At 71.1% G+C, this 24,488-nt stretch carries 27 protein-coding genes; 22 read left to right on the forward strand and 5 right to left on the reverse strand.

Annotated features, from left to right (window positions below; translation table 11 throughout):
- Positions 1-10: 10 nt before the first annotated feature.
- From ACQ0O7_RS23705 to ACQ0O7_RS23745, 9 genes are all read left to right on the forward strand, one after another.
- On the forward strand, positions 11-1,201 hold the full coding sequence (locus tag ACQ0O7_RS23705; protein ID WP_430784373.1) for an acyltransferase family protein: 1,191 nt from the start codon (positions 11-13) through the stop codon (positions 1,199-1,201).
- Between the two features lie 48 nt (positions 1,202-1,249).
- Entirely contained in the window at positions 1,250-2,767 is a 1,518-nt protein-coding gene (dop, locus tag ACQ0O7_RS23710; RefSeq protein ID WP_430784374.1) for a depupylase/deamidase Dop, read from the forward strand.
- Positions 2,768-2,868: 101 nt separating this feature from the next.
- The gene (locus ACQ0O7_RS23715; RefSeq protein WP_430784375.1) at positions 2,869-3,084 is read left to right on the forward strand and encodes a ubiquitin-like protein Pup; all 216 of its coding nucleotides are present in this window, start codon (positions 2,869-2,871) and stop codon (positions 3,082-3,084) included.
- 6 nt (positions 3,085-3,090) lie between these two features.
- Positions 3,091-3,762, forward strand: coding sequence for an endonuclease VII domain-containing protein (locus tag ACQ0O7_RS23720; RefSeq protein WP_430784376.1), 672 nt, complete (start codon positions 3,091-3,093; stop codon positions 3,760-3,762).
- Positions 3,681-4,520, forward strand: coding sequence for a proteasome subunit beta (prcB, locus tag ACQ0O7_RS23725; protein ID WP_430784377.1), 840 nt, complete (start codon positions 3,681-3,683; stop codon positions 4,518-4,520). The genes ACQ0O7_RS23720 and prcB overlap by 82 nt, the downstream gene beginning before the upstream one ends.
- 31 nt (positions 4,521-4,551) lie before the next feature.
- Positions 4,552-5,358, forward strand: coding sequence for a proteasome subunit alpha (gene prcA / locus ACQ0O7_RS23730; RefSeq protein WP_430784378.1), 807 nt, complete (start codon positions 4,552-4,554; stop codon positions 5,356-5,358).
- A gap of 77 nt (positions 5,359-5,435) precedes the next feature.
- Entirely contained in the window at positions 5,436-6,794 is a 1,359-nt protein-coding gene (gene pafA / locus ACQ0O7_RS23735; RefSeq protein WP_430784379.1) for a Pup--protein ligase, read from the forward strand.
- A 25-nt stretch (positions 6,795-6,819) separates the two neighbouring features.
- A complete protein-coding gene (locus tag ACQ0O7_RS23740; protein ID WP_430784380.1) occupies positions 6,820-7,020 on the forward strand; it encodes a hypothetical protein in 201 nt (66 codons plus the stop codon).
- Between the two features lie 77 nt (positions 7,021-7,097).
- Positions 7,098-8,567, forward strand: coding sequence for a GGDEF domain-containing protein (locus ACQ0O7_RS23745; protein ID WP_430784381.1), 1,470 nt, complete (start codon positions 7,098-7,100; stop codon positions 8,565-8,567).
- Here the strand turns inward: ACQ0O7_RS23745 and ACQ0O7_RS23750 are convergent.
- A complete protein-coding gene (locus tag ACQ0O7_RS23750; protein WP_430784382.1) occupies positions 8,543-9,625 on the reverse strand; it encodes a DUF3866 family protein in 1,083 nt (360 codons plus the stop codon). The genes ACQ0O7_RS23745 and ACQ0O7_RS23750 overlap by 25 nt on opposite strands.
- A 61-nt stretch (positions 9,626-9,686) precedes the next feature.
- Between ACQ0O7_RS23750 and ACQ0O7_RS23755 the strand changes: the two genes are divergently transcribed.
- The 8 genes from ACQ0O7_RS23755 to ACQ0O7_RS23790 all read left to right on the forward strand — a co-directional run bounded on the left by ACQ0O7_RS23755 (position 9,687) and on the right by ACQ0O7_RS23790 (position 15,404).
- On the forward strand, positions 9,687-10,676 hold the full coding sequence (locus ACQ0O7_RS23755; RefSeq protein ID WP_430784383.1) for a helix-turn-helix transcriptional regulator: 990 nt from the start codon (positions 9,687-9,689) through the stop codon (positions 10,674-10,676).
- Positions 10,673-11,662, forward strand: coding sequence for a helix-turn-helix transcriptional regulator (locus tag ACQ0O7_RS23760; protein ID WP_430784384.1), 990 nt, complete (start codon positions 10,673-10,675; stop codon positions 11,660-11,662). The genes ACQ0O7_RS23755 and ACQ0O7_RS23760 overlap by 4 nt, the downstream gene beginning before the upstream one ends.
- Positions 11,663-11,677: 15 nt before the next feature.
- A complete protein-coding gene (locus ACQ0O7_RS23765) occupies positions 11,678-11,923 on the forward strand; it encodes a hypothetical protein (protein WP_430784476.1) in 246 nt (81 codons plus the stop codon).
- Positions 11,924-12,040: 117 nt separating this feature from the next.
- A complete protein-coding gene (gene tatA / locus ACQ0O7_RS23770) occupies positions 12,041-12,442 on the forward strand; it encodes a Sec-independent protein translocase subunit TatA (RefSeq protein ID WP_430784385.1) in 402 nt (133 codons plus the stop codon).
- A gap of 9 nt (positions 12,443-12,451) precedes the next feature.
- Positions 12,452-13,408, forward strand: coding sequence for a twin-arginine translocase subunit TatC (gene tatC, locus ACQ0O7_RS23775; RefSeq protein WP_430784386.1), 957 nt, complete (start codon positions 12,452-12,454; stop codon positions 13,406-13,408).
- Between the two features lie 419 nt (positions 13,409-13,827).
- The gene (locus tag ACQ0O7_RS23780) at positions 13,828-14,214 is read left to right on the forward strand and encodes a hypothetical protein (RefSeq protein WP_430784387.1); all 387 of its coding nucleotides are present in this window, start codon (positions 13,828-13,830) and stop codon (positions 14,212-14,214) included.
- A 57-nt stretch (positions 14,215-14,271) separates the two neighbouring features.
- Positions 14,272-15,171, forward strand: a complete 900-nt coding sequence (locus tag ACQ0O7_RS23785) for a diacylglycerol kinase family protein (protein WP_430784388.1) — start codon at positions 14,272-14,274, stop codon at positions 15,169-15,171.
- 41 nt (positions 15,172-15,212) lie between these two features.
- Positions 15,213-15,404, forward strand: coding sequence for a hypothetical protein (locus ACQ0O7_RS23790; RefSeq protein ID WP_430784389.1), 192 nt, complete (start codon positions 15,213-15,215; stop codon positions 15,402-15,404).
- Here ACQ0O7_RS23790 and ACQ0O7_RS23795 read toward each other — a convergent pair.
- Positions 15,395-16,138, reverse strand: a complete 744-nt coding sequence (locus tag ACQ0O7_RS23795) for an HAD family hydrolase (RefSeq protein WP_430784390.1) — start codon at positions 16,136-16,138, stop codon at positions 15,395-15,397. The genes ACQ0O7_RS23790 and ACQ0O7_RS23795 overlap by 10 nt on opposite strands.
- An 80-nt stretch (positions 16,139-16,218) precedes the next feature.
- On the opposite strand from ACQ0O7_RS23795, the gene ACQ0O7_RS23800 reads away from it, so the two are divergent.
- From ACQ0O7_RS23800 to ACQ0O7_RS23810, 3 genes are all read left to right on the forward strand, one after another.
- On the forward strand, positions 16,219-18,960 hold the full coding sequence (locus ACQ0O7_RS23800; RefSeq protein WP_430784391.1) for a DEAD/DEAH box helicase: 2,742 nt from the start codon (positions 16,219-16,221) through the stop codon (positions 18,958-18,960).
- Positions 18,961-19,081: 121 nt separating this feature from the next.
- Positions 19,082-19,915: an ATP-binding protein gene (locus ACQ0O7_RS23805; protein ID WP_430784392.1), complete on the forward strand. Its 834-nt coding sequence runs from the start codon at positions 19,082-19,084 to the stop codon at positions 19,913-19,915.
- Entirely contained in the window at positions 19,912-20,253 is a 342-nt protein-coding gene (locus tag ACQ0O7_RS23810) for an STAS domain-containing protein (protein WP_430784393.1), read from the forward strand. The genes ACQ0O7_RS23805 and ACQ0O7_RS23810 overlap by 4 nt, the downstream gene beginning before the upstream one ends.
- A gap of 11 nt (positions 20,254-20,264) precedes the next feature.
- Here ACQ0O7_RS23810 and ACQ0O7_RS23815 read toward each other — a convergent pair whose 3' ends face one another.
- Positions 20,265-20,873: a DUF998 domain-containing protein gene (locus ACQ0O7_RS23815; RefSeq protein WP_430784394.1), complete on the reverse strand. Its 609-nt coding sequence runs from the start codon at positions 20,871-20,873 to the stop codon at positions 20,265-20,267.
- 102 nt (positions 20,874-20,975) lie between these two features.
- Between ACQ0O7_RS23815 and ACQ0O7_RS23820 the strand changes: the two genes are divergently transcribed.
- A complete protein-coding gene (locus tag ACQ0O7_RS23820) occupies positions 20,976-21,299 on the forward strand; it encodes a YciI family protein (RefSeq protein ID WP_430784395.1) in 324 nt (107 codons plus the stop codon).
- Positions 21,296-23,248, forward strand: coding sequence for a DUF6596 domain-containing protein (locus ACQ0O7_RS23825; RefSeq protein WP_430784396.1), 1,953 nt, complete (start codon positions 21,296-21,298; stop codon positions 23,246-23,248). The genes ACQ0O7_RS23820 and ACQ0O7_RS23825 overlap by 4 nt, the downstream gene beginning before the upstream one ends.
- Here the strand turns inward: ACQ0O7_RS23825 and ACQ0O7_RS23830 are convergent.
- Together ACQ0O7_RS23830 and ACQ0O7_RS23835 are read right to left on the reverse strand one after the other, a co-directional pair.
- Positions 23,236-24,039 carry a hypothetical protein gene (locus ACQ0O7_RS23830; RefSeq protein ID WP_430784397.1) on the reverse strand — a complete coding sequence of 268 codons (804 nt, stop codon included), beginning with the start codon at positions 24,037-24,039 and terminating at the stop codon, positions 23,236-23,238. The two genes, ACQ0O7_RS23825 and ACQ0O7_RS23830, sit on opposite strands and share 13 nt — an antisense overlap.
- Positions 24,040-24,095: 56 nt before the next feature.
- A complete protein-coding gene (locus ACQ0O7_RS23835) occupies positions 24,096-24,479 on the reverse strand; it encodes a VOC family protein (RefSeq protein ID WP_430784398.1) in 384 nt (127 codons plus the stop codon).
- Positions 24,480-24,488 lie beyond the last annotated feature (9 nt).

A 24,488-nucleotide genomic window follows, 5' to 3' on the forward strand; every position in this document is an offset into this window, starting at 1 on the left:
TCACCAGCGTGTGAACGGACCACGCCTGGCCTGGCTCGACGCACTCCGTGGCGGCGCCGCGGCCGTCGTCGCCCTCTTCCACCTCAGCCCCGCCGTCCTCGGCCGCGACCGGCACCTCGAGATCTACGAAGTCATCGACCTCGGAAAATACGGCGTCCTGCTGTTCTTCCTGGTCAGCGGCTACGTCATCCCGATGTCCCTGGAACGCCACGGCGACCTGCGCCGGTTCTGGACCGGACGGCTGCTGCGGATCTACCCCGCCTACCTGCTCGCCGTCCTGATCGCCCTGGCCCTCATCGCCGCCGGCATGCTGCGCCCGCCCGCCCAGCTGGCCGGCGAGACCACCGGCAGCGTCCTCGGCCACCTCACCATGCTCCAGGACCTGCTCGGCACCCAGGGCGTGCTCAGGCCCTTCTGGACACTCAGCTTCGAGATGGTCTTCTACCTGATCGTGGCCGGGCTGTACGCGTGGCGGCGCGCACCCGTCAGCCCCACCCGGTGGGCGATCGGCCTCACCGCGGCGGCCCTGATCGACCTGCCCGACGACCTGCTCGGAGCCACCGCCGCCGAACGCCGGATCAGCGCCGTCGTGGTCACCGTCCTTCTGGGATGCGTCCTGATGGCGTACACCATCGGGGGTGGAAGGATCCTTCCGGTCGTCGGGATCGGAGCCGTCGTGCTGCCGCTGCTCAACGGCCACGCCACCGGCCACGTCACCAGCTCCTCATCGGAACAGGCCGCCCAGATGCTCGCCGTGATGTTCGCCGGCACCATGATCCACCGCGCCCAGCACCACCTGGCCCACCCCCTGACCACCACCGCCACCCTGCTGATCGTGTCCGGCGGCGTCGCCCTCCACGTCGGCCCGGCCGTCGCCGCCGCCGTCGCCGGCACCTTCGCGCTCGCCTGGAGCCTGCGAAACCGGTCGATGCCCGCCCCCCTCACCGGCCTCGGCGCCATCAGCTATTCGCTCTATCTGCTGCACATCCCGGTCCTCGCGCTCACCCGGAAACTCACCGGCGACCCGGTGCTCACCACCGTCGTCTTCGTCATCGGCTCCCTGACCGCAGCGTGGGCGTGTCACCGCTGGGTGGAACGACCCGCACAAGCCCTGGCCCGGCGCGTCCCGGTGAGCAAACTCGCCACGCAAGGTGTGGGCTCGCGTACACGCAGCTTCGGAAAGCGTCGGGAGAGCGTCTAGGCTTCGATACATGAGCAGGAGCAGCTTCGTGGCGGACAGGGTGGTCGCATGAGCGTTCGACGGATTATGGGGACCGAAGTCGAGTACGGCATCTCCGTCCCCGGCCAGCCCGGAGCCAATCCGATGGTCACCTCCTCCCAGGTGGTCAACGCCTACGGCGCCCGCCCCGAGCTCAACCGCAACGGCCGGGCCCGCTGGGACTACGAGGAGGAGTCGCCCCTGCGCGACGCCCGCGGATTCACCTACTCCGGCGCCGCCTACGACCCCGCCGAGGCCCTCGCCGACGAGGACCTCGGCCTGGCCAACGTGATACTGACCAACGGCGCGCGGCTCTACGTCGACCACGCCCACCCCGAATACAGCACCCCCGAGGTCACCAACCCCCTCGACGTGGTCAAGTGGGACAAGGCCGGCGAGCGGGTGATGGCCGAGGCCTCCCGCCGCGCCGCCACCATCCCCGGCACCCACCGCATCCAGCTCTACAAGAACAACACCGACAACAAGGGCGCGTCGTACGGCGCCCACGAGAACTACCTGATGCGGCGGCAGACGGCCTTCGCCGACATCGTCGCCCACCTCACCCCGTTCTTCGTCACCCGCCAGATCTTCTGCGGCGCCGGCCGGGTCGGCATCGGGCAGGACGGCAGCGGCGCCGGCTTCCAGATCTCCTCCCGCGCCGACTTCTTCGAGGTCGAGGTCGGTCTCGAGACCACCCTCAAACGGCCCATCATCAACACCCGCGACGAGCCGCACGCCGACGCCGACAAATACCGCCGCCTGCACGTCATCATCGGCGACGCCAACCTGTCGGAGATCTCCACCTATCTCAAGGCCGGCACCACCGCCCTCGTCCTCAACATGATCGAGGAGAAGGTGTTCACCGGCGAGCTCGGCATCGCCGACCCGGTCAGCGAGCTGAAGAACGTCAGCCACGACCCGTCCCTCAAACACCTGATGCGACTGCGCGACGGCCGCCGGCTCACCGCGCTCGACCTGCAATGGGCCTACTTCGAGCGGGCCCGCCAGTTCGTCGACGAACGCTACGGCGCCGACATCGACGAGCAGACCGCCGACGTGCTCGACCGGTGGGAGGACGCGCTCGACAAACTCGGCCGCGACCCGATGCTGCTCTCCGACAGCCTCGACTGGGTGGCCAAACTGCGCCTGCTGGAGGGCTACCGGGAGCGCGAGAACCTCGCCTGGTCCTCACCCAAACTCCAGCTCGTCGACCTCCAGTACTCCGACGTCCGCCCGGAGAAGGGCCTCTATCACCGGCTGGTCGCGCGCGGGTCGATGAAGACGCTGCTCGACCCGGACGACACCCAACGGGCGATGTACGAGCCGCCGGAGGACACCCGGGCCTACTTCCGCGGGCGGTGCCTCGCGCAGTACGCGTCGGAGGTCGTCGCCGCCAGCTGGGACTCGGTGATCTTCGACGTGGGCCGGGAGTCGCTGGTCCGGGTGCCGATGATGGAGCCGGAGCGGGGCACCAGGAAGCATGTCGGGTCGCTCTTCGACACGTGCGAGAGCGCCAAGGATCTGCTCGAGGTGATCACGAGCCGGTAAGAAAACACCCGTTCCGGCGGGCCGTTTCGTCACAGGCGCGAGGTAGGTTTTTTCCAACCCGATGTTGCAGGACTTCGGGTGGCTTCTGAAGGGGGACATCCATGGCAACCCGAGACAGCGGTGGTCAGTCGCAGAGCAGCAAGGGCTCCAGCGACTCCGAGATCGAGGACGTCACCGTCGAGGCCAATCCCGAGGTCGCCGAGCGGCATGCGGAGATCACCGAGGACGTCGACGACCTGCTCGACGAGATCGACAGCGTCCTCGAGGAGAACGCCGAAGAGTTCGTGAGGGGCTACGTCCAAAAAGGGGGGGAATAGGCCTAAATGTCCGATTCGGGGGAGTCGGACGGCAAGGCTTGCCTCCAGTGTGGCCGGACGTTGCCGGTGGCCGATTTCCATCGCAACGTCCGGCGCCCTGACGGCCTCGCCTTCTACTGTCGGCACTGTGCTGCTCAGCGTTCCGAGACGAGCCGCCGCAAGCGCGGCATCGAGGAGCGAAAGCAGTCGTCGGCCCCTGTCCCTGACGGTTCCAAGTGGTGCGCGGCTTGCGGCCAGATCAAACCGGTAGCGGAGTTCGCTCGGACGAAAGCCGAGCGGATCGGGCTCCATCCCTACTGTCTGCCCTGTCACACCGCCCAGGGCGCCGCATCGAAGACGCGGATCTTCGGCAGCACCCGTGAGTACCACCCGCGGCACCGTCACGGGATCGGCCAGGCCGAGGCCGACGAGCTTCTGGCCGAGCAGGGCGGGGTGTGCGCCGTTTGTGGGGTTGCCGACCCTCAACACGTAGACCACGATCATCGCACCGGGTGGGTGCGCGGGATATTGTGCTTCAACTGCAATGGCGGCCTCGGGCAGTTCCGGGACGACCCGGTTCTTCTCGCGAACGCGATTACGTACCTGAAAGGAACCACGTGGCGACGGGCTTTGATCCATCCGGGCGTCTACCGGATTTCTTCACCAGCACGGGGACGTCCTCCTTCACGCAGTTCCTGAGTCAGGCGGCGCCGGAGCTGCTTCCGGGGCGCCGGCCGCTGCCGCCGGGGCTGTCCGCCGACATCGCGCCGCACGGCACCACGATCGTCGCGATCGCGACGGCCGACGGTGTGGTGATGGCCGGTGACCGCCGGGCGACCATGGGCAACCTGATCGCCAGCCGGGACATCAAGAAGGTGCATCCCGCCGACGCGTATTCGCTGATCGGCATCGCCGGCACGGCCGGCATCGGCATCGAGCTGATCCGCCTGTTCCAGGTGGAGCTGGAGCACTACGAGAAGATCGAGGGCGCGATGCTGTCCCTCGACGGCAAGGCGAACCGCCTGGCCGCGATGGTGCGCGGCAATCTGGGCGCGGCGATGCAGGGCCTGGCCGTGGTGCCGCTGTTCGCCGGGTTCGATCTGGCGCCGGCGGACGCGTCGCGGGCCGGCCGGATCTTCAGTTTCGACGTGGCCGGTGGTCTGTACGAGGAGACCGGTTACGAGGCGATCGGTTCGGGTTCGCTGTTCGCGAAGTCGGCGCTGAAGAAGCGGTACCGGGCCGGAGTGAGCACCGAGGACGCGATCACCCTGGCGGTGGAGGCGTTGTACGACGCGGCCGACGACGACACCGCGACCGGTGGGCCGGACGTCATCCGCAAGATCTACCCGGTGGTGATGACCGCTACGGCGAACGGCACGCACCGGCTGACCGACGAGGAGATCACCACGGTGGCCGAGCGGGTCGTCGCGGGGCGCACGGAGAACCCCGGCGGCTGAGCGCTTTTCCAGGAGAGGGAGGTAGCCACCAGTGGCAATGCAGTTCTACGCATCACCGGAGCAGGTGCAGCGGGACCGTTCCGAGTATGCCCGCAAGGGCATTGCCCGGGGCCGGTCGGCCGTGGTGCTGACGTATGAGGGCGGCATCCTGCTGGTCGCCGAGAACATCACGACGCTGCGCAAGATCAGCGAGATCTACGACCGGATCGCGTTCGCGGCGGTGGGGCGGTACAACGAGTTCGAGGCGCTGCGCCGTGGCGGGGTGCGGATGGCCGACATGGTCGGGTTGAGTTACGACCGGCGGGATGTGACGGCGCGCGCGCTGGCCAACACGTACACGCAGACGCTCGGTGCGATCTTCTCGGAGACGCAGAAGCCGTACGAGGTGGAGATCTGTGTGGCGCAGGTCGGTGCCTCGCCGGAGGCGGACGAGCTGTACCGGATCACCTATGACGGTTCGGTGATGGACGAGCCGGGGTTCATGGCGATGGGCGGGCAGGCCGAGGCGATCGGCAATGTGCTGCGTGACCGGCACGACTCCTCGGCCGAGCTGACGGCGGCTCTGGCTCTGGCGGCCGAGGCGCTGGGCAGTGTCGGCGGGGAGAACGGCCAGTCGCGGACTCTGACGCCGAAGCAGCTGGAGGTCGCGGTCCTGGACCGCCGGCGTGCGGGCCGGGCGTTCCGGCGGATCAGTGGGGCGGCGCTGACCACTCTGCTGGGGCACGAGGCGGTGTCCGAGGCGGATCTGGGTGAGGTGGACGCGGCCCCGCCCGCCCCGGCCGAGGGCAAGCCGGCCGAGTCGGCGGCTGCGGAGACGGACGAGGATCCGCAGAAGTGATTGATCGCGGGGCGTGGTCAAGGGATTCACGCCCCGCAATCATGGAATCGCCCGGTCCGGCCCGGTAGTGTTCTGACATGGAACGGCGAATTTTCGGCCTCGAGACCGAGTACGGAGTCACGTGCACCTATCGGGGGCAGCGGCGGCTGTCTCCGGACGAGGTGGCCCGCTACCTGTTCCGCCGAGTGGTGTCCTGGGGACGCAGCAGCAACGTTTTCCTCCGTAACGGCGCGCGTCTCTACCTCGATGTCGGTTCCCACCCTGAGTATGCGACCCCCGAGTGCGACTCCGTCACCGATCTGGTCGCTCATGACCGGGCCGGTGAGCGGATCCTGGAAGGCCTGCTCGTCGACGCGGAGAAGCGTCTGCACGACGAGGGCATCGCGGGGGAGATCTACCTCTTCAAGAACAACACCGATTCGGCCGGCAACTCGTACGGGTGCCATGAGAACTATCTGGTGTCGCGGCACGGTGAGTTCGGCCGGCTCGCCGACGTGCTGATCCCGTTCCTGGTGACCCGTCAGCTGATCTGTGGCGCGGGCAAGGTGCTGCAGACGCCGCGGGGCGCGGTGTTCTGCCTGTCGCAGCGTGCCGAGCACATCTGGGAGGGTGTGTCGAGTGCGACGACCCGGTCGCGGCCGATCATCAATACCCGGGACGAGCCGCACGCGGACGCCGAGCGGTACCGCCGACTGCACGTGATCGTCGGTGACTCGAACATGAACGAGGTCACCACGCTGCTGAAGGTGGGCAGTGCCGACATCGTGCTGCGGATGATCGAGGCCGGTGTGGTGATGCGGGATCTGACCCTGGAGAACCCGATCCGGGCGATCCGTGAGGTCAGCCACGACGTCACCGGCCGCCGCAAGATCCGGTTGGCGAACAACAAGGAGGTCTCCGCGCTGGAGATCCAGCAGGAGTATCTGGCGAAGGCGACCGAGTTCGTCGAGCGCCGTGGTGGTGACCCGGTGGCCAAGCGGGTGGTCGAGCTGTGGGGCCGGGTGCTCAACGCGGTGGAGACCGGCAACCTGGACACGGTGGCCCGGGAGATCGACTGGGTGTCGAAGTACAAGCTGATCGAGCGGTACCAGGCGAAGCACGAGATCCCGATGTCGCATCCGCGGATCGCGCAGCTGGATCTGGCGTACCACGACGTGCGCCGGGGCCGCGGGCTGTACGCCCTGATGGAGAAGCGTAAGCAGGTCGACCGGATCGCCAACGATCTGCAGATCTTCGAGGCGAAGGAGACGCCGCCGCAGACCACGCGGGCCCGGTTGCGGGGTGAGTTCATCAAGCACGCGCAGGAGAAGCGGCGGGACTTCACCGTCGACTGGGTGCATCTGAAGCTGAACGACCAGGCGCAGCGGACCGTTCTGTGCAAGGACCCGTTCCGGGCGTACGACGAACGGGTGGAACGCCTGATCGCCAGCATGTAGGGGCACGGGCTAGGCTGGCCGGATCATGAGTGACATCGGCCAGCCTGAGCAGCCTGAACGTTCCGCTTTCGAGGTCCGCAACCGGCGGCTGGACCGTCGCCGGGAGCGGATCCGTGAGCAGTTGCGCCGTGACCGGGCGGGGGATCACAAGGTTCCCACCTGGGCGCTGGCCCTGCTGCTTCTGCTGTTCATCGGCGGCTGGGCCTGGCTGGTGTTCAGCGCCTGACGCGGGCCCGGGCCGGGTGACACCGATCCGCCGGAGGACTTCGTAAAGAGCGCCGGGCGGCGACCGAAGATCCAGGTGTGCGGAACCAGCGGGCCACGACGGTCTTCGGGGTGACGGCGGCGGTCGCCGTCGCCGTCTACCAGTTCCTTCCGGACGTGCGGTGGTTGCTGACCGCCGTGCAGGTCGGCATCGGCTGGGCGAGTGGTGCGGCGATCCTGGCCGGCGCGTTGCGGATGCCGCGCCGTGAGCGGTTGCCGTGGCTGTGCTTCGCCGCCGGGGTGCTCTGCAACAGCACCGGTATCGTGGTCGCGGCGGCCGCCGACGTGTGGTTCGGGCTGGTGGATCTGCCGACTCCGGCTGACCCGTTCTTCCTGGGGCTCTATCCGGCGGTGGCCGGTGGGCTGGCGGTGCTGATCCGTCGGCGGGATCCGCGCACGGACCGGGCGGCGTTCGTCGACGCGGCCACCATCACCACCGGGTTCGGGCTGCTGGCCTGGGTGTATGTGATCGCGCCCCGGAATCTGGGCGATCAGATGGACCGGCTGGCCCACGCCACCCAGGTGGCGTACCCGATCGGTGATCTGCTTCTGATCGCCCTGACCACCCGGTTGTTGCGCAGTGGTGGCAGCAGGGGGGTGCCGTTCTGGTGGATCACCGCGTCGCTGGCCGCGTTCCTGATCGGCGACAGTGCCTGGGTGGTGCTCGGCAACATGGGTGACGCCGGGGAGGCCCTGGCCACCACGCCGTGGATCGCCCGGCTGCTGGAGTCGGTGTTCCTGGTGGCGTTCCTGCTGTTCGGGGTGGCCGCCCTGCATCCGTGTGCCCGGGAGGTGGCGGCGCCCGCCGACGCCCGGCCGGCCACTCTGGGCAGGGGGCTGCTGGCGTTGCTGGCCGGGGCCTCGCTGATCGCCCCGGCGGTGCTGGCCGCGCAGACCGCCGGTGGCCGGGTGACCGACGGCTGGAGCATCGCGTTCTGTTCGGCCACCCTGTTCCTGCTGGTGGTGACCCGGATGGCGCTGCTGTTGCGGCAGGTGGAGCGGCAGGCCGAGCAGGTGCGGGAGCTGGCCCGCTCGGATGAGCTGACCGGTCTGCCGAACCGGCGGGCCTGGAACGACGAGCTGCCGCGGGCGCTGGAACGGGCCCGCCGTGACGGTGAACCGGTCACGGTGGCGATCCTCGATCTGGACCGGTTCAAGCACTACAACGACACGTACGGGCATCCGGCCGGGGATCTGCTGCTGAAGTCGGCGAGCGCGGCCTGGCACGGGGTGCTGCGGCAGGCCGACGTGATCGCCCGCTACGGCGGGGAGGAGTTCGTGGTGCTGCTGCCCGCGGCCGGTGCCGAGGATGCGCGGCGGGTGCTGGACCGGGCGCTGGCGGTGACCCCGCTGGCGCAGACGTTCTCGGCCGGTCTGGCGGTCTGGAACGGCCGGGAGACCTCCGACGAGCTGTTGCAGCGGGCCGACGCGGCCCTCTACGCGGCGAAGGAGGCCGGCCGTAACCGGGTCGAGGTGGCCGCCGATCAGCTCAGCAGGGTGACCGCGTGACGGCCGGCCGCGGCGGCGGCCAGGAAGTAGCCGTGGTCCTCATCCAGCCCGCGGCCCATGGTGGAGAGCCGGACCGGGCTGTCGCGCAGCGCCTGGTCCAGGCCGGTGGACGGGACGCGGACGATGCGGTGCCTGCCGCCGAGCGGGGCGAGCGCGGCGTCCACCGCGGCGGCCAGGGCGGGGTCCAGGCCGTCCGGCACCGGCAGGTCGGCGGGGACCAGAGCCACTTTCCCGTACGCGGTGAGACTGTGATGTGACAGTCCGCGATGCCGGTCGCGACCGTCCGCGTCGGAGATCCGCAACGACCCGACCGGACGGCCACCGAGCACAGCCACCGCGTTGACCGCCTCGCCCAGTGCCACCCCGGAGAAGCCCCACGGTGTGCCGGTGCCCAGGTTGCCGGGCCCCTGCGCGACGATCGTCACGTCGGCGCCGAGCACGTGCCGGGCGGCCAGCAGCCCGGTGTGCACGGTGCTCGCCTCCAGGTCGCCGCCGAACGCCTGCCCGGTGGTGACCGTCCCGGCCAGGTGCCCGCGCAGGGCGTCCAGGGTGCGGGAGAACCAGGCCGGCAGGGCCCCGCCGTCGGTCATCAGGTAGGCGACCCGGGCGTCCGGGCGGCTGTCGTGGATCCCGGCGAGGATCGCCGGCAGCGCCGAGTGCAGGTCGGCGGTGACCACCGGCATCCCGTCGATCGAGTCGGCGGACTCCAGCACCGCCCGGTGCGGGGAGGCCTCCTCGTCGGCGCCGAGCAGGATCGCCTGCAGCGGGGTGTACCGGGCCTTCACCAGGTGGCCGCCGTCGCGGGTGGTGCCGTCCTCGGCCGGGTCGGCGGGCAGCCGGTCGGGCAGGGCCACCACCAGCGCGTACCCGCCGGTGCCCAGGCCCATCACCAGCGCGCCGACGTTGAGCAGCACCCGGTCGCCGGGCTGTGGGGTGCCGACCAGCTCCGGATAGGCGAGCGCGCGCACCGGCCCGTCGCCGGTGGACACATCGAGCTCGACGGCTCCGTGCCAGCTCCGCCGAACCGCCTGAACCGTCCCCGAACGCCACCGCACCATGCGCTGGACCCTACAAGCCGCCGGGAGGGACGGCGGGGCCAGCCTGCTAGCGTTGCGTCTCGTGTCGCGCACTCGCACCGAGCGCCTGGTAAACCTGGTCATCTGTCTCCTGTCCACGCGACGGTTCCTCACCGCCGCGCAGATCGCCCTGACCGTGCCCGGTTACGAGCACGACCCGTCGGATCCGCGCGACCACGAGGCCTTCCAGCGCAAGTTCGAGCGGGACAAGGCCGAGCTGCGGGAGCTGGGCGTCCCCCTGGAGACCGGTACCGCGAGCATCTTCGACCAGGAGCCGGGCTACCGCATCGCCCAGCGCGAGTACGCGCTGCCGGACATCCTGCTGGAACCGGACGAGGCGGCCGCGGTGGGCATCGCCGCCCGGCTGTGGCAGCACGCCGGGCTGGCCGCCGCCGCGTCGTCCGGGCTGGCCAAACTACGGGCCGCCGGGGTGGAGGTGGATCCGCAGGCCACTCTCGGGGTGGAGCCGGTGGTCACCGTCGACCCGTCGTTCGGCCCGCTCACCGCGGCCGCCCGGGACCGGCGCGCGGTCACCTTCAAGTACCGGGTGCCCGAGGTGGACGAGCCCAGCACCCGCCGGCTGGAGCCGTGGGGTGTGGTCTGCTGGCGCGGCCGGTGGTATGTGGTCGGCCACGACCGGGACCGGGACGCCACCCGCTGCTTCCGGCTGTCCCGGATCGTCGGCGACGTGCGCGCCGGCGGGCCCACCGGCGCGTTCCAGCCGCCGGCCGGCGCCGACCTGATCAGCCATGTGGCCCGCTCGTCCGGCCCGATCGCGCGCAACGGCCGGGCCGTCGTCACGGTCCGCCCGGGCCGCTGCGCCGGCTTGCGCCGGATGGCCGCCGAGGTGGCCGCCGGCCCGGACGGCGACCGGCTGACCATCAACTTCGGTGACGTGGACTGGCTGGCGTCCCGGATCGCCGGGTACGGGCCGGACGCCCGCGCCGACGGCCCACCGGAGCTGCGGGAGGCCGTGATCCAGCACCTCAAGGAGCTGATCGTGCGGCACGAGACCCCGGCGGTGACGGCGTGAGCGTTCCCAGGACCCCGTCCGGTGACCGGCTCGGCCGGCTGCTCAACCTGGTGCCGTACCTGCTGGCCCGTCCCGGGATCCTGATCTCCGAGGCGGCCGCCGACCTGGGGGTCACCGGCAAGCAGCTGCGCGAGGACCTGGAGCTGCTCTGGGTGTGCGGGCTGCCCGGCTACGGCCCCGGCGACCTGATCGACATGGCCATCGACGGCGACCACGTGACGATCAGCCACGACGCCGGCATGGACAAGCCGCTGCGGCTCAACCCGGACGAGGCGCTGGCCCTGGTGGTGGCGTTGCGGATGCTCGCCGAGACGCCCGGCATCGGCACCCGGGACGCCATCGAACGCGCCCTCGCCAAGATCGAGAACGCGGCCGGTGACCTGGCCGGCGCCCCGGTCACGGTGAAGCTGCCGGCCAACCAGAAACGGCTGGCCGCGGTCCGGGCCGCGGTCGACTCCGGCAACGCGCTGCGGCTCACCTATTACACGCCGTCGCGTGACGAGAGCACCGAACGGGTGGTCGACCCGATGCGGCTGCTGATGGTCGGCGGCTTCAACTACCTGGAGGCGTGGTGCCGCCGGGCCGAGGCCACCCGGCTGTTCCGGATCGACCGGATCGACGCCTTCACCGAACTGGACGAGCCGTCCGCGCCGCCGGCCGCCGCCGTGCCGCACGACGTCAGCTCCGGAGTCTTCCGGCCCGGCCCGGAGTTGCCGCTGGTCACCCTGCGGGTGGGCCGGGGCGGCCGGTGGATCACCGAGTACTACCCGGTCGAGCAGGTGGTCCGGGACGGCGCCGAATGGCAGGTCACCATGCGGGTCACCGACCTGGGCTGGGCGCAGCGCTTCCTGGCCGGCCAGGGCCGCGACGTGACGGTGGTCGGGCCGCCGGAGTTGCTCGACCGGATCCGGGCCCAGGCCACCACCGCCCTCGACCAGTACGCCGCACCGCCGGGCCTGACGGCGGGCTCCCCGGCCGCCGGTTAGGGTTACCGGGTGCTGATGTGGGTCTGGATCGCCGTGGTGGTGATCGCGCTGGTCGTCCTGATCTTCGCTGCGAGGAAGGTGCTCGGTCGCCTGCACGTGCTGGAGCGTGCCGCCCGCCGGCTCCAGCACCGGCAGGAGGAGGCCCTGGAGTTGCAGGCCGCCGCCGAGCGTCTGCAGGTCACGCTGGCCGGGTTGCAGGAGCGGGCCGAGACGGCCCAGGAGAAGGTCGACGTGATCAAGGCGGGGCGCGGCAAGCGGTGAAGTGTTCCACCGGCCTTCCGGAGATCATAAGAAACCGGAAGGATGCGGAGGGCTACATCGGCGGGATCCACACGTACGATGGGACCCGCAACCTGATCCGACCGACTGGAGTCTCCCATGGGCGCCCTCAAGCCATGGCACATCATCGTCCTCGTTGTTGTGCTCATCCTGCTCTTCGGCGCGAAGCGACTGCCTGACGCGGCGCGGTCCCTCGGCCGTTCGCTGCGCATCATCAAGGCGGAGACCAAGGGCCTCGTCGACGACGACAAGGACAAGGACAACCTGGCCACCAAGGCGGACGCGCAGCACGGCTACGCCCCGCTGCAGGGCGAGGTGCAGCAGCCGTACCAGCAGCAGCAGTACCAGCAGGCGCCCCCGCCTGGCTACCAGCAGCCCGGCTACCAGCAGCCCGCGCCGCAGCCCGGCTACCAGCAGCCGGCCCCCGCGCCGCAGAGCTACCAGGCGCCCCCGGCCCAGCCGTTCGTGGACCCGGTGCAGCACCGCACCAACGACCGCTGACCCGCGCCGATGGCACTGAGCCTGCGTAAGAAAAAGGGACCCACCAAGTTCCAGCAGGCCTCCGACGGCTCGATGACGCTCATGGAGCACGTCCGAGAGCTGCGCAACCGGCTCTTCCTGGCGGCCCTGGGCCTGGTCGCCGGCCTGATCGTCGGTTTCATCCTGTCCCAGCCGACGTTCGACCTGCTCAAAGAGCCTTATTGCAGCCTTCCCGGCGCGACCGACGCGAACGGGATCTGTAAGGAGTTCGTCCAGCTCTCCCCGGCCACCGGTTTCATCATCAAGTTGAAGATCTCGCTCTGGGTCGGGATCGTGGTCAGCGCGCCGGTCTGGCTGTACCAGCTGTGGGCGTTCATCGCGCCGGGCCTGCACCGGCACGAGCGCAAGTGGGCCTACGTGTTCGTCGCCCTGGCCGCCCCGCTGTTCGCGGGCGGCGCGGCGCTGGCCTACGCGGTGGTCGACAAGGGCCTGGAGTTCCTCCTCGACGCCGGTGTCACCGGGGCGGGGACGACACTCGAGGCGTCCGCCTACGTCGACTTCGTGACGAACATGATCCTGCTGTTCGGGGTCGCGTTCGAGTTCCCGCTGATCCTGCTGATGCTCAACTTCACCGGCGTGGCGTCGGCGAAGCGGCTGCTCAGCTGGTGGCGGATCGTGGTGTTCCTGTCGTTCGCGTTCGCTGCCGTCGCGACCCCCGACCCGGGCCCGTTCGGCATGACACTGCTGGCATTGGCCCTGTCGGCGCTGTATTTCATCGCGTGCGGTGTCGCGTTCCTCAACGACCGCCGCAAGGGCCGCGGCAAGGAGCTGTACGACGGTCTCGACGACGACGCCATCTCCGAGCTGCCCGAGGAGAAGGTCTCGGTCGGCGCGGTCGACCCGGTCGAGGCACCCACCGCGGTCGAGGCACCGGCCCCGGTCGAGCAACCCCGGCCGATCGAGCGCCGCTACGACGACATGACGTAGAAGAAGCGAGAAAAGCCGCCGGCAGGGGACACTGCCGGCGGCTTTTCTGTGCCCACCGGCGTATTCGACCGCCCCGGAAAACGGAATACCACTATGTGGGCGTTGGCGGAGCGGAAATCGGGCCGTGGCGCCGGTAATAATTTCCATGCCCCGCCGGTCAGGGAAAAGTGTTGCAGGCATGTAGATGTATCGATAACATCGCCGCAGTGCATCGATACATGGGGGATGCCTTCTCATCAGGTTCTGCCGTGTGCGGTGACCCGCGCGATCCGTGACCGCAGCCAGGTGCCGTTCCCATCCGGGAGTGAGCACCCATTCGGAGTTCAAACGGCGCCGATGTTTATTCGGCCATTTTCGCGGCGGTCCGGATTGTGATGCGTCCTTCGAAGGTTGTTCCGATGTTCAACGGGGAGGAAACAATGTCGAGGAAAATCAGTCGTCTGGCAGCCGTCGGGTTCACCTTCGGGCTCGTGACTCTGGGGATGGCGTCGCCGGCGATGGCGCATGACACCCGCTTCGACGGGCCGTACGCCTGCGGGCCGACGAACGTGCAGAGCTGCGGCTACGGCCAGGTGCGTGACAGCCACCAGATCGTCGACGCGTGTGACACCCGGGCGGACGGGCACGGCTTCTACGTCTCCTACGAGCGCAACAGCGGCGCGACCGGAACGGTGGGTGACGGCAACGGTTCCACGTCCGGCTGCGGCATCCAGCGTGTCGGCACCGCTGCCAACCCGGTCTTCCGCTACAAGGTCTGCTCCAACCAGGGCCTGATTCACGTCTGCAGTGGCTGGAAGCTGGCCTGACCCACTGCTGACGGTGGTGGTTCACCCGGGACCGCATCCTGGGTAGTTTCTACGACTGTGACGAGCGGTTTCATCGCGGTGCTGGCCAACCCCTCGGCGGGGCGGGGCCGGCACCGCGGTCTGCTTCCCGGGGTGGTCGACGTGCTCGGGCACGCCGGCCGCCCCGTTCGGCTTCTGGACGCCGGGAGCGGTGCCGAGGCGGAGGCCGCCTGCCATCGGGCCGTCGGCGCTGGTGCCGTCGCGATCGTCGCCGTGGGCGGGGACGGGACGGTGCACCGGGCGCTGCAGGCGGTGGCCGGGAGCGAGGCCGGGCTCGGGGTGGTGCCCGCCGGGACCGGGAACGACTTCGCGAGCGCGGTGGGCGTACCCCGGCAGGCGATGGCGGCGGCGGAGGGGATCAGTGGGGCGATCCGGGATCAGCGGGACCACCGGGTTGATCTCGCCCGGACCGAGAACGCTCACGGGGAGCGACGCTGGTTCGGGGCCGTGCTGGCCGCCGGGTTCGACGCGCTGATCAACGAGCGGGCCAACCGGATGCGGTGGCCGACCGGGCCCCGGCGTTACGACCTGGCCATTCTGCTGGAGCTGGCGTGGGCGCGGGCCCGGCCGTACACCATCGTCCTGGACGGGGTGAGACACCACGTCGACGCCGAGGTGGTCGCGGTGGGCAACGGGCCGACCTACGGCGGTGGGATGCGGATCGTGCCGGACGCGGATCCGGCCGACGGGCTGCTGGACGTCGTCTTCACCTCGCCGCTGGGGCGCGCGGGGCTGGCCCGGCTGAAACCCCGGCTGCGCGAGGGCACCCACGTCGACGATCCGCGGGTCACCGTGCGGCGGGCCCGGACGGTGCGGATCGAGGCCGAGGGCATCGTCGGGTACGCCGACGGGGAGCGGCTCGGCCCGCTTCCGCTGGATGTGAGCGTCGTCCCGGGTGCGGTTCGGTTGCTCCGCTGAGTTGCGGGTCAGTTTCCGCCGGACCGGCCGAACTGAAGGACATGACGAATCCGATCGGCCCGCGGGCCACCTCGATCCTCGGTAACGCCTCCTCGGTGCTGGGCAGCGCCAAGGAGGCCATCAAGGCGATGGCCGACGCGGCCACCGGCCCGGAGTCCGAGAAGCCGGCCGCCACCGAGGAGACCGCCGCCAAGCGCGGACGCCGCGGGGTGTCCCTGGACCGCTACGCCTGACCGGCCAGGGCCAGCGACAGCACCGACGACAGACCGTTCGGTCTGCCCGGATCGGAGGCCGGCACGAGGAATGCCGCCATGCCCGCCTTCACCGCCCCGGCGTCGGCCGGTGAGTCACCCACCATCAGCGCGCGCTCCGGATCCACCCCGAGCAGCCCGCACGCCCGGTAGAAGATCATCGGGTCGGGTTTGATCCGGCCGATCTCGTAGCTCAGCGCGAACCCGTCGACCAGGCCGTCCAGCCCCCACGCGGCGAACAGCGGGCGGATGTCGAACGCGATGTTGCTGACCACCGCCACCTTCACACCCGCCTCGTGCAGTTTGCGCAGCGTGGGCTCGGTGTCCGGGTAGGGGATCCAGCCGTCCGGCAGCAGCAGCCGCTCGTACAGCGCGTCGGCCAGCCCCGCCACGTCGGTGTGCACGGTCGCGGCCAGCCCGGTGTAGGCGGCCCGGTGGCTGTGCGCGTACAGATCGCGGTCGGCCCAGTGCTCGGCCAGATGCGGCGGCACCCGGTTCGGCAGCGGCCCGCCGGCCCGGCCCGCGGTGAGCAGCCGGTCGGCCAGGATGGTCGCCTTCCCCCGGTCCAGGACCGCCCCGCACGCGGTGGCCGCGGCGAGCACCCAGGTCAGCGGGTCCTCCACCTGGGCGAGCGTGCCGTGGAAGTCGAAGAGCACGGCCTCGACGGGCCGCGCCGGGTGTTGGGGAGGATTCGAGGCATCCGGCACGTCGTGCACCTTACCGACCCGTGGATCGGGTCCCGACGGCCGCATAACCGTGCTGCGTTTTGTCATACCCACGAACTAGCCTGGTGCCCATGACGAGTCCCGCCGAGAAATATGCGGCATCCCAGCGGCGGGCGGCGCTCCCGGCCCTTCAGGATTTCATGCTGGACGTGGGCTTCGACCTGGACGACTTCCAGCGCGAGGCGTGCGAGGTCCTGGAGCGTGGCAGCGGTGTGCTGGTGTGCGCCCCGACCGGCGCCGGCAAGACGGTGGTCGGTGAGTTCGCGGTCCATCTGGCGCTGCGCTCGGGCGGGCGCAAGTGCTTCTACACCACCCCGATCAAGGCGCTGTCCAACCAGAAATACCACGATCTGGTGGCCCGGCACGGTGCGGACAACGTCGGTCTGCTCACCGGTGACAACGCGATCAACGGTGACGCCCCGGTGGTGGTGATGACCACCGAGGTGCTGCGCAACATGCTCTACTCGGGCTCCGACCAGCTGCGCAACCTGGCCTATGTGGTGATGGACGAGGTGCACTACCTCGCCGACCGGTTCCGCGGCGCGGTCTGGGAGGAGGTGATCATCCACCTGCCCGCCTCGGTGACGCTGGTCTCGCTGTCCGCCACGGTCAGCAACTACGAGGAGTTCGCCGACTGGCTGGTCACCGTGCGCGGGCAGACCGAGGTGGTGGTCAGCGAGCACCGCCCGGTCCCGCTCTGGCAGCACATGCTGGTCGGCAAGCGGATGTTCGACCTGTTCCACGACGCCGACGCGGCCCGCAAGCACGACGTGCACCCCGAGCTGCTGCGCTACACCCGGGAGATGGAGCGGCGCCAGGAGTTCACCGACCGGGCCGCCTCCGGGTGGAAGGGCGGCCGCGGCCGGCGCTGGCAGCCGCCACCGCGGGCCGAGGTGGTGGAGCGGCTGGAGCGGGCCGACCTGCTGCCGGCGATCCTGTTCATCTTCAGCCGGGCCGGCTGTGACGCCGCGGTCCAGCAATGCCTGAACGCGGGGTTGCGCCTGACCGGTCCGGACGAGCGGGCCGAGATCCGCCGCATCGTGTCGTCCAAGGTGGCGCATCTGCCCGCCGAGGATCTGTCGGTGCTGGGTTACTGGGAGTGGCTGGACGGTCTGGAGCGCGGTGTCGCCGCCCACCACGCGGGCATGCTGCCGGCGTTCAAGGAGGCGGTCGAGGAGTGCTTCGTCAAGGGCCTGGTCAAGGCGGTGTTCGCCACCGAGACCCTGGCGCTGGGCATCAACATGCCGGCCCGCTGCGTGGTGCTGGAGCGCCTGGTCAAGTTCAACGGTGAGGCGCACGTCGACCTCACCCCGGGGGAGTACACCCAGCTGACCGGCCGGGCCGGCCGCCGCGGCATCGACGTCGAGGGCCACGCCGTGGTGCTGTGGAGCCCCGACGTGGATCCGCGGCACGTGGCCGGGCTGGCCTCCACCCGGACCTATCCGCTGCGGTCGTCGTTCCGGCCGTCCTACAACATGGCGGTCAACCTGGTCGGCAGTGTCGGGGCGGAGAAGTCGCGGGAGCTGCTGGAGTCGTCGTTCGCCCAGTTCCAGGCGGACCGTTCGGTGGTCGGCCTGGCCCGGCAGGTGCAGCGCAACGTCGAGACCATGGAGTCGTACGGGGCGGACGCCACCTGCCACCACGGCGACTTCGACGAGTACTTCGGTCTTCGTGTCGCCATCGCCGACCGGGAGAAGTCACTGGCCCGCCAGGGCGTGCAGCAGCGCCGTTCGGCAGCCGTGTCGGCCCTGGAGAAACTGCGGATCGGCGACGTGATCCGGGTGCCGAACGGACGCCGCGCCGGCCTGGCCGTGGTGCTGGAGCCGGCGGTCGGCGGGTTCGGCGAGCCCCGCCCGCTGGTGCTCACCCAGGACCGCTGGGCCGGCCGGGTCAGCCCCGGCGACTTCAGCGGCCCGGTCGAGGTGCTGGCCCGGCTGCGGGTGCCGAAACACTTCAACCACCGCTCGCCGGGCGCCCGGCGGGACCTGTCCGCCCAGATCGCGGCGACCGGCCTGGACCGGCATCCGGACCGCCGCCGCAGCGGGCGCAGCCGGGCCAACCCGGGCGAGGACGCCGAGGTGGCCCTGCTCAAGATCCAGCTGCGGCAGCATCCGTGTCACGCCTGCCCGGAGCGCGAGGACCACGCCCGCTGGGCCGAGCGGCGGCACCGCCTGCTGCGCGACACCGAGACGCTGCGGGACAAGGTGGCCGGCCGGACCGGTTCGCTGGCCCGCACCTTCGACCAGGTGTGCGCGGTGCTGACCACCCGCGGCTACCTGTCGGCCGACGGTGAGGTGACCGACGCCGGCCGGATGCTGGGCCGGATCTGGTCGGAGGCGGACCTGCTGGTCGCCGAGTGCCTGCGCCAGGGGGTGTGGGACGGGCTGGCCCCGGAGGAGCTGGCCGCCGCGGTGTCGATGGTGCTGTACGAGTCGCGCCGGGAGGGCGAGGACCGGGCGTCGGTGCCGAAGGGCACGGTCAGCGCCGCCGTCGACGCCTGCGCCAAGCTGTGGGGCGAGATCGCCGCCGACGAGAGCGAGCACGGGCTGTCGCTGACCCGCGAGCCGGATCCCGGTTTCGTCTGGCCGATGTATCGGTGGGCGCGCGGCGAGCCGCTGGCCCGGGTGCTGTCCAGCGGCCATCACGACGCGGACATGCCGGCCGGTGACTTCGTGCGCTGGGCCCGGCAGGTGCTCGACCTGCTCAGCCAGGTGCGGGAGGCGTCGGCGGCGTCGCCGAGCGTGAAGGACACCGCGCGTAAGGCGATCACCGCGGTCAACCGGGGGGTGCTGGCGCTGCAGGCGTCGCTCTGAGTGACCACCGCCCGGCGATCGTGGCGGATGGTGAATCTTCGTTGACGGTGTCATTCGGATAAATCAAGAATTGCGGCGGGCGGCATCGGCGGATCGAACCTTGAACCCGGGAGAAGGGGACATGAGCGCGGGCTCACCGCATCTGATCGGGTGGTCCGGCGATGACGCGGTGGCGGATTCGGTGCTGGCGGTCATCGACGCGGACACCGCGGTCATCGAGCTCTCGGTGTGGGGCGGATGGGACCGCGCGCTCTCCGCGCAGGCCCGCACGGTGCTGGACAAGTGCCTGGTCGAGCATCCGGCCGCGGTGATCGTCGACCTGCACCGCCTGCGGGACCCGCAGGCGGTGAGCGCCCCCCTGTGGCTTACCGCGTGCGCGCAGGGCGCGGCGATGGAGCCGCCGATCGCGGTCGCGGTCTGCCTGCCGGCCCGGGAGGCCCTGGCCCGGCGGCTGCGGAGGCTGGGCGCCCGGGACTGGCTGGTGCTGTACGCGACGGTTCCGCAGGCCCGGGCGGCGCTGGCCGGGCGCCATCCGCTGCCGGACCGGCTGAGCCTGGCCCTGCCCCCGGACCCGTCGGCGTCGGTGCAGGCCCGCGCGCTGGTGAGTGAGGCGTGCGCGGCCTGGGGGCTGGGGCATCTGAGCGAGCGTGCCCGGCTGATCGTGTCGGAGCTGGTGGTGAACGCGGCCGAGCACGCGGGTACTGACATCGAAGTGGTGGTCTCCGCCCGCGGGAGCAGTGTCGCTGCCGCCCTGCACCTGGCGGTGTACGACGGCGATCCGGTCCTTCCGGCCCTGCATGATCCGGTGACCGGCCCGCTCGGCCCGTCCCTGACCGATCGGGGGCTGGGCCTGCGGATCGTCGACGCGGCCGCGTCGGCTTGGGGAGCGCTCCCCGCGCACGGCGGGAAGCTGGTGTGGGCCATCGTCCGATCCCGACCGGAGGAGCCGTGGTGAGCAGGAGCGGGACCAGGATCGACGGATCACGGGACGGCGACCGTCTGATGATCACCTTGCGGGGCAGTCTGGACGCGGTGTCGGTGGACGCCCTGCAGAGTCAGCTCTACGACCTGACCCGGGTGTACGACCTGATCGGGCTGGGCGCCCCGGTCCGGCACATCCACATCGACGTGGCCGGCGTCGACTTCTGTGACGCGGCCGGGCTGCGGATGCTGGTGGCGGCCCGGCGGGTGGCCGGGGCCCGGCAGGCCACCTGCCACCTGCACTCGCCGCAGCCGCACCTGCGGTGGCTGCTGCGGGCCACCCGGGCCGCGGACCTGTTCGACGGGGTGTGAGCGGGCCCGGCTCAGCAGGCGGTGTCCACCGGGCCGGCGAACGCCGGCCGGGTGCCGGCCGGCGCCGGGCGCACGGCCGACCACGAGACGTTCAGCATGGCGGCGATCGCACCGACGGCGAGGGTCAGGGTGCCGGCCGTGCCACCGGTCATCGCCCACAGCCAGCCGGCCAGCAGGGCGGTCCCGGCGACCGCTCCGGCCACCGCCTCGGCCCGGCCGGCGGCCCGCCGGGCCAGCACGTAGCAGGCCGCGATCAGCGTGGTGAAGGCGAGCGTGCCGGCCACCATGTGCCCGATCGCGTGCCAGCTCATCGAGGCCGGCACCGCCGGGTGACCGACCGGGAAACCGCCTCCCGGGTCCATCACCAGCAGCCCGGCGGCGATCATGCCGACGCCGGCGGCCCGGATCAGGCGCGGCGCCCACCGCCCGGCCAGGCTGCCGGCGCCCACCAGCAGGAGCAGTCCGGCCACCACGAAGTTGGTGATCTGCAGCCAGCCGAGCGAGCCGGTGCTGAGCAGGCTGAGCGGATGCCGGGTCAGATCGAATCCGTCGCGGGTGGCGACCTGGGCGAGGGAGACGGCGGTCCAGAGCGGGCCGGCGACAGCGAGTGCGATTCTCATGCCCGGTCGTCGGTTCCACCGATTTGACGGGTAATGCTGGAATTACCTGTCACATCGGTCCGCTCGACGTCGGTGCGGAACAGGCATGACGAAGGAGACACGATGCGTTACCTGATGTTGCAGAAGGCCGACGGGGCCGAGCCGGATGAGAAGCTGTACGCCGAGATGGCCGCGTTCGTCGAGGAGCTGACCGCCTCCGGAGTGCTGCTCGCCACCGGCGGCCTGGACCCGGCCGGCTTCCGGATGACCTCGGCCGGCGACGAGGTCACCGTGACCGACGGCCCGTTCACCGAGGCCAAGGAGGCCATCGGCGGATTCGCTCTGATCGAGGTCCGGTCGAGGGAGGAGGCGATCGAACTCGGCCGCCGCTTCCGCCGGATCGTCGGTGACGGGGAGAGCCTGGTCCACCAGGTCTTCGGGCCGTGACCGGCGCCTCGGCCACCGTCGCCGCCGTCTGGCGGCAGGAGTCCGCGCGGATCGTCGCCGGGCTCCTGCGGCTGGTGCACGACGTCGGCCTGGCCGAGGAGCTGGCTCAGGACGCCCTGGTCGCCGCGCTGGAGCAGTGGCCGGCGACCGGGATCCCGGACAAGCCCGGCGCCTGGCTGACCGCTGTCGCCCGGCGCCGGGCGGTGGACCACATCCGGCGCGACCGCACCCGCCAGCGGACCGTCCCCGACCTGACCCGGATGCCGGAACCGGCCGGGGACGACGTGCTGCGGCTGATGTTCACCGCCTGCCATCCGGTGCTGCCCACCGACGCCCGGGTGGCCCTCACCCTGCGGGTCGTCGCCGGCCTGAGCCCGGCCGAGATCGCCCGCGCCTTCCTGGTCGGCGAGCAGGTGATCGCCCGGCGGATCGCCGCGGCCAAGCGCACCCTCGCCGAGGAGGGGGTGGCCTACCGGACGTCCACCCAGCTGTCGTCGGTGCTCGAGGTCGTCTACCTGATCTTCAACGAGGGGTACGCGGCCACCTCCGGCACCGGCCTGATCCGCGCCGATCTGTGCCTGGAGGCGCTGCGGCTGGGGCGGATGCTGGCCGTGCTCGCCCCGGACGAGGCCGAGGTGCACGGCCTGGTCGCGCTGATGGAGATCCAGCAGTCCCGGTCGGCGGCCCGGACCGGCCCGGACGGCGAGCCGATCCCGCTGCACGAGCAGAACCGGGGCCGCTGGGACCAGCTGCTCATCCGCCGCGGGTTCGCCGCGATGCTGCGCGCCCGCGAGGCCGGCGGGCCTGCCGGGCCCTATGTGCTGCAGGCGGCGATCGCGGTCTGTCACACCGCCGATCAGACCGATTGGGTACGCGTGAGCACGCTCTATCACACCCTGGAGCGGATGCTGCCCACTCCGGTCGTGCGGCTGAACCGGGCGGTGGCGGTGGCTTTCGCGTTCGGTCCGCGAGCCGGCCTCGACCTGCTCGACGAGCTGTGCGCCGACCCGCGGATGGCGGACTACCACCTGCTACCGGGGGTGCGTGGCGACCTGCTGATCCGGCTCGGGCGGGAGGCGGAGGGCCGGCTTGAACTTCAGCGGGCGGCCTCGCTGGCCCGTAACACCGCCGAGCGTGACTTCCTGCTGCGCCGGGCGGCGGAACTGGATGTGCCGGGGGAGCGGGGCCGGCTGCTCGGGCCGGCGGTGGCCGCGTTCCTCGCCCCGTTGCGGCCCGCCACCGCCCGCGCCTACGGCCAGACGCTGGGGCGGGTCGCCCGGCTGGCCGGCGAGCGCACCCCGGTGGCCGGGCTGACCGCCGCGCGGCTGGCCGAGATCGCCGCGCTGAGCTGGCCGGACGTGGCGCCGCGCAGCTGGAACAGGCACGTGGCCGCGATCCGGTCCTTCACCGCCTGGGCCGGCGAACCCCAGCTGGCCGACGGTCTGCGCGCCCGCCCGGCCGGCGTGCCGAAGGGAAGGAAGGCGGCCGGGGGAGAGCCGGTGGGGAAGGAGCCGGTGGTGGGCGAGCCGGTGGGGAAGGAGCCGGTGGTGGGCGAGCCGGTGGGGAAGGAGCCGGTGGTGGGAGACGCCGGGCGGGAGCCGGCGCTGCGGGAACGGGTGCTCTGGTGCCTGCTGCGGGAGTCCGGCGCCAAGATCGGGGCGGTGCTGGCGCTCGACGTCGAGGATCTGGACCTGGCGGATCGGGCCACCCACGACCGGACGATCGTCTGGCGGTCGGGCACGGCGGCTCTGCTGCCGGAACTGCTCGACGGCCGTACCCAAGGGCCGGTCTTCCTCGCCGCCCGGCGGCCCGGACCCGGACGCCAGCCCGCACCGGCCGACCTCTGCCCGCGGACCGGCAGGCGGCGCCTGTCCTACGAGCGCGCCGCCTACCTCTGCAAACGCGGCACCGGCCACACCCTGGACCGGCTCCGGGATCACTTGTCGTAGTAGAAGTCCATCGCCTCGCCGTAGTTGCCCGGCTTCTTGATGCCCTGGTTCTTCCCGTGGTTGCCGAACTTGGTGGTCATCTTCAGGGTCTTCTTCTCGTCCAGGATGTCGACCGAGATCGCGGTGACCCAGCCGGCGTCGTTCGTGGTCGCGCTGAACTGGGCGCTGCCGCCGAGGAACACCGAGATGGCCGGGGTGCCGACCGGCAGGAAGCCCTCCATGAACTTGTCGCCCTCGATGTCCAGGCGGCCGGCGAAGGTATTGGCGCCGGTGCTGCGGACGGTCTCCACCGACTCGGTGAACCGGGTCAGACCGGTCGGATCGGTCATGTCGTAGTAGTAGAGCGAGTCCTTCTTGACCCGCTTCAGGTTGAGCCGCACCCAGGTCTCGCCGCTCTTGCCGCGGGAGAACAGGTCGGTGCCGACCACGATGCGCTGCCCCTGCTCGGCCTTCTTGCCGCCGCCGGACAGTCTCTGCACGGTGCTGATCCGCTTGGCCTTCGGATCGTACGAGCCGGAGCCGGCGATCCTGCGGCTGTCCACCACGTCACCGCTGACCGAGAACTTGTAGGCCGCCTTGCGGGTCTTGTCCAGGGCGGCCACCAGCGTCTGCTTGGCGTCCGGCCCGGCCGGCTCGGGCGAGGCCACCCCGGTGGACTCCGGCCCGGCGGACGAGCCGGCTGTCGAACCGCCGCCGCCGGGGGCCGGCAGCGGCGGCAGCAGCGGGGTGGTGCAGCCGCCGGCCACCAGGGCGACGGCTATGGCCAGCAGGACAGGACGGTACGGCTTCATGACTTCTCCCCGTGGATCGACGCATCGACGATCCTAAGGGGCGGCGCAAGCCCTGTTCACGCTGTCCAGGAGCGGGCTGAGCTGTCGAAGAGGTGAGGATCACTCTGCACCGGCACCACGCAGAGCAGGTGGCCGCCGGGGGCGCGCAGCGTCTTGTGCCCGCCGTGGTCGGCCACCAGCTCCGCGCCCAGCCCGAGCAGCCGGTCGGTCTCGGCCCGCACGTCGTCGGTCTCGATGTCGAGGTGGTAGCGGGGCGCGTCGTCGACCGACTGGACGTCCACCGCCAGGCCGGGGAACGCGTCGTGCAGGGCGATGAACGCCTCCTCACCGGGGACCGGCTGGGCGGTGGTGCCGAACGCACCGGCCCAGAACGTCGCGGCGGCCGGGGTGTCCGCGGCCGGGGTGTCGATGAAGAGCCCGAAGAGGCGGCTGCGATGCATGAGCGGACC

The sequence above is a fragment of the Actinoplanes sp. G11-F43 genome (assembly GCF_050589265.1).
Classification (GTDB): Bacteria; Actinomycetota; Actinomycetes; order Mycobacteriales; family Micromonosporaceae; genus Actinoplanes.

What these genes read in the sequence shown, in the direction of transcription:
- dop (WP_430784374.1), top strand. Translation starts at nt 1,250, where the DNA reads ATGAGCGTTCGACGGATTATGGGGACCGAAGTCGAGTACGGCATCTCC.
- ACQ0O7_RS23715 (WP_430784375.1), top strand. Translation starts at nt 2,869, where the DNA reads ATGGCAACCCGAGACAGCGGTGGTCAGTCGCAGAGCAGCAAGGGCTCC.
- ACQ0O7_RS23720 (WP_430784376.1), top strand. Translation starts at nt 3,091, where the DNA reads ATGTCCGATTCGGGGGAGTCGGACGGCAAGGCTTGCCTCCAGTGTGGC.
- pafA (WP_430784379.1), top strand. Translation starts at nt 5,436, where the DNA reads ATGGAACGGCGAATTTTCGGCCTCGAGACCGAGTACGGAGTCACGTGC.
- ACQ0O7_RS23740 (WP_430784380.1), top strand. Translation starts at nt 6,820, where the DNA reads ATGAGTGACATCGGCCAGCCTGAGCAGCCTGAACGTTCCGCTTTCGAG.
- ACQ0O7_RS23750 (WP_430784382.1), bottom strand. Translation starts at nt 9,625, where the DNA reads ATGGTGCGGTGGCGTTCGGGGACGGTTCAGGCGGTTCGGCGGAGCTGG.
- ACQ0O7_RS23765 (WP_430784476.1), top strand. Translation starts at nt 11,678, where the DNA reads ATGTGGGTCTGGATCGCCGTGGTGGTGATCGCGCTGGTCGTCCTGATC.
- tatA (WP_430784385.1), top strand. Translation starts at nt 12,041, where the DNA reads ATGGGCGCCCTCAAGCCATGGCACATCATCGTCCTCGTTGTTGTGCTC.
- tatC (WP_430784386.1), top strand. Translation starts at nt 12,452, where the DNA reads ATGGCACTGAGCCTGCGTAAGAAAAAGGGACCCACCAAGTTCCAGCAG.
- ACQ0O7_RS23780 (WP_430784387.1), top strand. Translation starts at nt 13,828, where the DNA reads ATGTCGAGGAAAATCAGTCGTCTGGCAGCCGTCGGGTTCACCTTCGGG.
- ACQ0O7_RS23790 (WP_430784389.1), top strand. Translation starts at nt 15,213, where the DNA reads ATGACGAATCCGATCGGCCCGCGGGCCACCTCGATCCTCGGTAACGCC.
- ACQ0O7_RS23800 (WP_430784391.1), top strand. Translation starts at nt 16,219, where the DNA reads ATGACGAGTCCCGCCGAGAAATATGCGGCATCCCAGCGGCGGGCGGCG.
- ACQ0O7_RS23805 (WP_430784392.1), top strand. Translation starts at nt 19,082, where the DNA reads ATGAGCGCGGGCTCACCGCATCTGATCGGGTGGTCCGGCGATGACGCG.
- ACQ0O7_RS23815 (WP_430784394.1), bottom strand. Translation starts at nt 20,873, where the DNA reads ATGAGAATCGCACTCGCTGTCGCCGGCCCGCTCTGGACCGCCGTCTCC.
- ACQ0O7_RS23820 (WP_430784395.1), top strand. Translation starts at nt 20,976, where the DNA reads ATGCGTTACCTGATGTTGCAGAAGGCCGACGGGGCCGAGCCGGATGAG.
- ACQ0O7_RS23830 (WP_430784397.1), bottom strand. Translation starts at nt 24,039, where the DNA reads ATGAAGCCGTACCGTCCTGTCCTGCTGGCCATAGCCGTCGCCCTGGTG.
- ACQ0O7_RS23835 (WP_430784398.1), bottom strand. Translation starts at nt 24,479, where the DNA reads ATGCATCGCAGCCGCCTCTTCGGGCTCTTCATCGACACCCCGGCCGCG.